Genomic DNA, 6,391 nt, shown 5'->3' on the forward strand with positions numbered 1-6,391 from the left:
CCCGAGGTCGCTCGGGGGTGGGCCCAGGAAGTCGAGCAGCGGGTCCGCCGGAAGCGCGAGCGAGGGCGCGGGCTCGGAGGGCGTCGGCGGCTTCGCGACCGGCTCCTTCCGGGCGGGCGCGGCGGCAGTCGGCGCGGGCTTCGCGGGCGGCTGCGTCGGAGCGGACGCGGCGGCAGTCGGCGCGGGCCTCTGCGCCGGGGCGGGCGCGGCGGGCCTCGCGGACGGTTCGCTCCGGGCAGGCGCGGCATCCGGAGGGCCCAGGTCCGCGAACGGGTCCGCGGAGAGGTTCGCCGGAGCGGGTGCCCGGGAGGCGGGAGGGCCCAGGTCCGCGAACGGATCCTCGTCCCTCGGAGGCCCGAGTTCCGGCATCGACCCCAGGTCCCCGAAGAGGTCCGAGGCCGCCGGAGCGTCAGGGGCCTTCGCGGCGGCCGGATTGCTCCGGGGCTCCCGGGCGACAGGAGGCGCCGGGGCGCCGGGAGGGCGCTTCGGCTCGGGAGCGGGGACCGCGGCTCCTTCGGGAGTGGACGCCGTCACCGAAGCGGCGGACGCCTCCCGCTTTACAAGCTGGAGGTGCCGGCAACGGGGACACTGCGCGCGGACGCCCTTGGCCGAGATCAACCGATCGTCGATCGCGTAGGCCGCCGCGCATTTCTGACAGACGATGCGCATGAAGTTAGTGCCGGAAGTGTCGCACTCCGGTCACCACCATGGCCATCCCATGTTCGTCGGCGGCCGCAATCACCTCCGCGTCACGAACGGACCCACCCGGCTGGATGACCGCCGTCGCCCCGGCCCGGGCCGCCTCGTCCAGCCCGTCCCGGAAGGGGAAGAACGCATCCGAGGCCACCGCGCTGCCCTTCAGGGCCTCGCCGCCCCGCGTCATCGCGATGCGGACCGAGTCCACCCGGTTGGTCTGCCCGCCGCCCTGGGCGAGCAGCTGGTGCCCGGCCGCGAACACGATGGCATTGCTCTTCACGTGCTTGCACACCTTCCAGGCGAAGCGCAGGGCCCGCTCCTCCTCCGGCGTGGGGGCGCGCTTGGAGACGACCTTCCACTCCAGGGGCGGCTCCACCGCGTCCCGGTCCATCAGCAGCATGCCGCCCGACACGCTCCGGGCGTCCACCTGGGGACGCGGCCGGGCGGTGGGAGACGCCAGCTCCGGGCCGGCCTCCAAGAGGCGCAGGTTCTTCTTGGTCGCGAGCACCTGGAGCGCCGCTGGCGAGTACGACGGCGCGATGACGGCCTCCAGGAAGGTCTCCGCCATGGCCTTCGCCACGGCCTCGTCCACCTCGCGGTTGAAGGCGACGATGCCCCCGAAGGCGGACGTCTCATCCACCGCGCGGGCGGTGCGGTAGGCCTTCTCCAGCACGTCGTCCACCGCCACGCCGCACGGGGTGTTGTGCTTGATGACCACCGCGCAGGGCTTCTCCGGGAACTCCAGGACCAGCCCCAGGGCCGCGTCCAGGTCCAGGATGTTGTTGTACGAGAGCTCCTTGCCCTGGAGCACCTTCGCGAACGCCACCGACGGCTCCTTCAGCGTCTGGAACTCGCGGTAGAAGGCGCCGCGCTGGTGCGGGTTCTCCCCGTAGCGCAGCCCCTGCACCTTCTGGAAGGCCAGCGACAGCTCCTGGGGGAAGGGCTCCTGGGCCTCGCCCGACAGCCACCCGGAGATGGACGCGTCGTAGGCCGCCGTGTGCGCGAACGCCTTGCGCATCAGCCGCCGGCGCGTCTCCTCGCCCACCGCCTTGTGGCCTTCGATCTCCGCGAGCACCGGCGCGTAGTCGTCCGGGTCCACCACCACGGCCACGTGCTTGAAGTTCTTCGCCGACGCGCGGACCATCGCCGGCCCGCCGATGTCGATGTTCTCGATGATGTCGTCCTCCGCCGCGCCCGACGCCACCGTCTTGCGGAACGGGTAGAGGTTCACCACCACCAGCGAGATGGGCTCGATGCGGTTCGCCGCCATCTCCGCCCTGTCGCTCTCCAGGTCGGGCCGGCCGAGGATGCCACCATGGATGCGGGGGTGGAGCGTCTTCACGCGGCCGCCAAGGATTTCGGGGCTCTGCGTGTGCTCGGACACCTGGGTGGCGGGGATGCTGGCGGCCTTCAGGGCCTCCAGGGTGCCGCCGGTGGAGAGCAGTTGGTAGCCCAGCCGGACGAGGCCCTGGGCAAAGGGAACCAGACCGCGCTTGTCGGAAACGCTCAGGAGAGCCAGCACGTGTGCGCCTCGGGATGGGGGGGTGGCGCGGGTCCTAGCAACCACCCCCTGGGGTGTCAACGCAACACGTCACCCCAGAGACGACACGACACACAGGCCCGACTTCAGGGCTTGCGAGCAGACACGGGCGGCTCTTCGTCCACGGCTTCGCGCAGCTTCATCAGACCGCGCGTCTCCACCTGACGGATGCGCTCGCGGGTGAGGTTCATGATCTCCCCCACCTCCTCGAGCGTGATGCCACCCTTCTCCGCCACGTCCAGGGCGCAGGTGTGCTCCAGCTCGGTGATTTCCTTGTCCGGGAAGTTGAGCTTGATGGAGCCCGTCTCCGGGTTCACGTCCAGGTACAGGTTGTGCTTGCAGGACACGAAGAGACACGGCCGGGGACCGTTGATGCAGTCCGCGCGCGTGCGGGGCCGCTGCTCGTCCACGAGCTTGAGGGTCTCCGCCTCCTCCGGGTCCAGCTGGCCGGCGAGCCTGCGACGGCGCAGGTCGCGCGCCATCTCCTTGCGCGACATGGTCTTGGAGCGCCGTCGTTCCGCGGGCAGCTCCTCCTCGCCTCCTCCCCCCTCGCCCTCCTGCAGCTGCTTCACTTCCGACATGATTCCTCCAGATGTGTGGAGTCTACCCGGTTCAACAGGACCCTGGGGGGCATCCTATTGCGGCCGGAGCGTTTCGTCTTCGCGCGCCGTGACGGCGCTGCCCAATCGGGCGACATCCCGGACCAGATCCTGCGCCCGTTGCCTGAGCGTTGCCAACTGGGCTTCGAGTGACCTCCTGCGTTCTCCTCCCAGGGGCCGTCCTCCCAGCTCCTCCTGGAACCCGTCCAGCACCTCTGACAGGTCCCGCTGGAGCTGGTCGATGTGGTTGCGGTGGAACACGAAGGAGCGGCGGATGTCCTCCAGGGTGTGTCCCTCGGCCATCATCCTCTTGATGACATTGATGCGACGGACGGCTTCCACCGGGTAGAGGCCCAGGCTGCCCTGGTGCTTCCCCTTGCGGCCCACGCGACGGCTGCGAGGCAGGAGCCCCGCCTGGACGTACTTCCGGAACGTCGCCTCCGAGAGCCTCACGCCCCGGGGCCGGAAGATTTCCAGGATCGCGTTCGCGGGCAGACCCCCGGCGTTTTCGCGCTCGATGCGTTCGAGCTCCTCGGGCGCCAGCAGGTCCATCGATTCCATTGAATAGAGGCTACTGAATGGACTGCATAGGTGCCAGATTCGCGCGTCATCCGTCAAGAACGACGAGCAGGCGTGCGGGCGGACGTCGGCCGTCCGACGCTCGCGTCGGGGGCTGAACACACGGGGGGCGTGGCGGAAGTGACGGGGGGAAACGGCGGCCGGCTGCCTCGCCCCCCCACCGGTCAGGCAGGGGGAGGCGGCCGGGTCAGCGGCCCTTGGGGGCGCGGAACTCCTGCGCCACGGTGCCGTTGGCGGGGACGACGACGGTGTACGTCCTGGCGCCCGTGGGGTGCTGGAAGGTCAGCTTGTAGGTGCCGGGCGCCACCTTGTAGGAGGCGCGGCCCTGCACGTCCCCGAGCCGCTTCGTGCCCAGGTAGACGGTCGCGTACGGATTGGCGCTGACCTGGAGTGTGCCCACGGCCTTCGCCGCGTCCTCGGAGGGAGGAGCCGGGACGGAGGTGGGAGAGCCCGTCGCGGGAGCAGCGGGGACGGTCTTCTCCGCGGGCGGAGGCGTGGCCAGGGCGGCTTCACGCCGCTGCCCGTCGATTTCCGCTTCGACGGGGTCCGTCGTCGGAGCCCGTGAGGGTTCGGCGGGGGCCTTCGCCACGGTGGACGGTGTCGTGCTCGCGACCGGCGGGGAGGTGGTGCTCCCCTGCCCCGCGACGGGGGTCCCCGAGGTGGAGCGCGCCACGGCCAGGACGCCCAGGAGGCCCGCGAGCCCCAGCGCGGCGGCCCCGGCCCAGAGGGCGCGCTTGCGGCTTGGCGCGGAGGGCGGTCCCGGTTCGGTGGCGGATACGGTGTCCGCTTCGCGAGGCTCGGCATCGGACAGGGAGGCGTTACGCACCTCCGCGGCCAGGACCACGGCCCGCCTCGCGGAGGGCGTGTGTCGGCCCGAGGCGCCCTGGTTCGGGTCCGCGTCGTCGCCAGCAACCCGCGAGGCTTCTCCAAGCGACAGGAACTCCGATGCGCCCCTGGAGTCCTCGAAGCGCTCCTGTCCCTGCATCACGCTCCGGCGCCCCCCCTGCGAGGCCTCACCGGACGCGGCGGCGACCTCGCGCGAATCGGAGCGCCGGCCCGACAGCGGCGCGAGCGGCTCCCGCGCCCCGGGGTTCATGGCCGACAGGGGCATCAGCGGCGTGGAGGGCGGAGGCCGTCCAGGCACGGCCTCTTCGGCGCGCGCATCGCGGGACAGCACCAGCGTCGTGCCGTGGAGGTCTTCGTCCGCCGAGGGGCTGCGCATCGCGCCCGAGGCATGGCCCCGCGACGGCATCACCGCCGTGGGCTCCCGGGGCGCGGGCTGCTCGTCCGAGCCGGGCGGAGGCAGCGCCCCGTCCACCAGCGACGTGCGCTCCGGCATCGCGGGCAGCGCCACGTTGCTGGCGGCGACCGGGAACAGCCTGCGCATGAAGTCGCCCACGTCCGTGTCGTCCACGGAGCGGGCCTGGTTCAGCACGCACTGGGCCAGCGCGCGCTCCAGCTCCCCGGCCGTCTGGAAGCGCTTGGACAGGTCGCGCTCCAGCGCCCGGCAGATGGCGGCATCCAGGTCCGGGGGCACGTCCGGGTTCAGACGCGCGGGCGGCACGATGGTGCTCTCCTGCACCGCGCGCAGGACGGCGATCTCCGAGTCCCCCTGGAACAGGCGCCCACCGGTGAGCAGCTCCCACAGCACCACGCCCAGCGCGAACACGTCGGTGCGCACGTCGACGCTTTCGCCCCGGGCCTGCTCGGGCGACATGTACGCGAACTTGCCCTTGAGCACGCCGGGGTTGGTGAGCTTGTTGCCCGCCTTCGCGATGCCGAAGTCGGTGAGCTTCACCGCGCCGTCGTAGGACACGAGCACGTTGTGGGGCGTGACGTCGCGGTGCACCAGGTGCAGCAGCTCGCCGTTCACCCGCAGGCGGTGGGCGTAGTGCAACCCGCGCGCGACCTCCGCGCCGATGTGCGCCACCAGCGTGGGCGGCATCGGCGTCATCGCCTCCTTGCTCCGCTTGCGCAGCTCCCACAGCGAGCAGCCGCGCACGTACTCCATCGCCAGGTAGTAGGTGTCCTCGTGCTTGTCGAAGTCGAAGATCTGCACCACGTTGGCGTGGTTCAGCCGCGAGGCCAGCCGCGCCTCCGCGATGAACATCTGCACGAAGTCCGGGTCGCTCGCGAGGAAGGCGCGCACGCGCTTGATGACGACTTCCTTCTCGAAGCCCTCCGGCCCGCGCGCGGTGCACAGGAAGATCTCCGCCATGCCCCCTTCGGCGAGCTTGCGGCGCACGACGTACTTGCCGACGTGGGTTCCAGCCTCGAGCGTCATGGAAGGGTCCACCGCGCCTACTCGAACTTGACCGTCACCACGTTGAGGTCGATGGGGCGCACCTCGATGCGGCGGTTGAGGGTGCGCTTCAGCTCGGGGTTGGAGAACTTGCAGTCATACATGCCCACGCGCAGCTCCACGGGCTGGAACGGTGTTTCGCCCAGCTTGCGCCCGTTGCACGTCACCTCCGCCCACGGCGTCACCACGAAGCTCACCGACGCGGCACGCTCCACGGGCCGGGCCGCTTCGCGCGCCTCCGCGGCCGGGACCGCCGTGGCCACCGTCGCGACCCCGGGCTCGCGGGCAACCGGGGCGGCCACCTTCGCTTCCTTCACCGCCTGCGGCGCGGGGTCCGGGGCCTGGGTGCCCGCCTCGCCGGAAGGACCGGGCTCGGGCTCGGGCGTCGCGGGGGGCTCCGGGGGCGGAGTCTCCGAGCCGGGTCGCCCGGTGGAGGTCATTGGCACGAGCTTCAGCGGCCCCACCACGAGCTGCCCGGACGACGGCACGACGATCTGCGTGCGGAACTCCCGGTAGCCTTCCTTCACCACGACGAGCCGGTAGCGGCCGGGCTTCACCGCAGGCAACACCAGCGGGGTGCGCTCCGGCAGCACGCGGTCCTCGAACACCACGCGCGCGCCCGTGGGCTCGGACTCCACCCGCACGCCGCTCGTGGCCATCCCCGAACCCCAGAAG

5 protein-coding genes and 2 pseudogenes are annotated in these 6,391 nt (G+C 71.6%); all 7 read right to left on the reverse strand.

All coding sequences use genetic code 11. From position 1 onward, the window contains the following. Nucleotides 1-534, reverse strand: a pseudogene (locus tag D7X74_RS38165) (hypothetical protein); the annotation flags it as partial. A gap of 48 nt (nucleotides 535-582) precedes the next feature. Beyond that, nucleotides 583-669, reverse strand: a pseudogene (locus D7X74_RS45405) (zinc-ribbon domain-containing protein); the annotation flags it as partial. A gap of 4 nt (nucleotides 670-673) precedes the next feature. Then, nucleotides 674-2,218 carry a bifunctional phosphoribosylaminoimidazolecarboxamide formyltransferase/IMP cyclohydrolase gene (gene purH, locus D7X74_RS38170; RefSeq protein ID WP_120537887.1) on the reverse strand — a complete coding sequence of 515 codons (1,545 nt, stop codon included), beginning with the start codon at nucleotides 2,216-2,218 and terminating at the stop codon, nucleotides 674-676. 104 nt (nucleotides 2,219-2,322) lie between these two features. After that, on the reverse strand, nucleotides 2,323-2,817 hold the full coding sequence (locus D7X74_RS38175; protein ID WP_120537888.1) for a sigma factor-like helix-turn-helix DNA-binding protein: 495 nt from the start codon (nucleotides 2,815-2,817) through the stop codon (nucleotides 2,323-2,325). A 54-nt stretch (nucleotides 2,818-2,871) separates the two neighbouring features. After that, on the reverse strand, nucleotides 2,872-3,396 hold the full coding sequence (locus D7X74_RS38180; RefSeq protein ID WP_120537889.1) for a MerR family transcriptional regulator: 525 nt from the start codon (nucleotides 3,394-3,396) through the stop codon (nucleotides 2,872-2,874). Between the two features lie 205 nt (nucleotides 3,397-3,601). Beyond that, the gene (locus D7X74_RS38185) at nucleotides 3,602-5,698 is read right to left on the reverse strand and encodes a serine/threonine-protein kinase (RefSeq protein ID WP_120537890.1); all 2,097 of its coding nucleotides are present in this window, start codon (nucleotides 5,696-5,698) and stop codon (nucleotides 3,602-3,604) included. 17 nt (nucleotides 5,699-5,715) lie between these two features. Further along, on the reverse strand, nucleotides 5,716-6,391 hold a 676-nt coding region (locus D7X74_RS38190), incomplete at its 5' end, for a PEGA domain-containing protein (protein ID WP_233602433.1).

The organism is Corallococcus sp. CA047B (assembly GCF_003612065.1).
Lineage (GTDB): Bacteria > Myxococcota > Myxococcia > Myxococcales > Myxococcaceae > Corallococcus > Corallococcus praedator.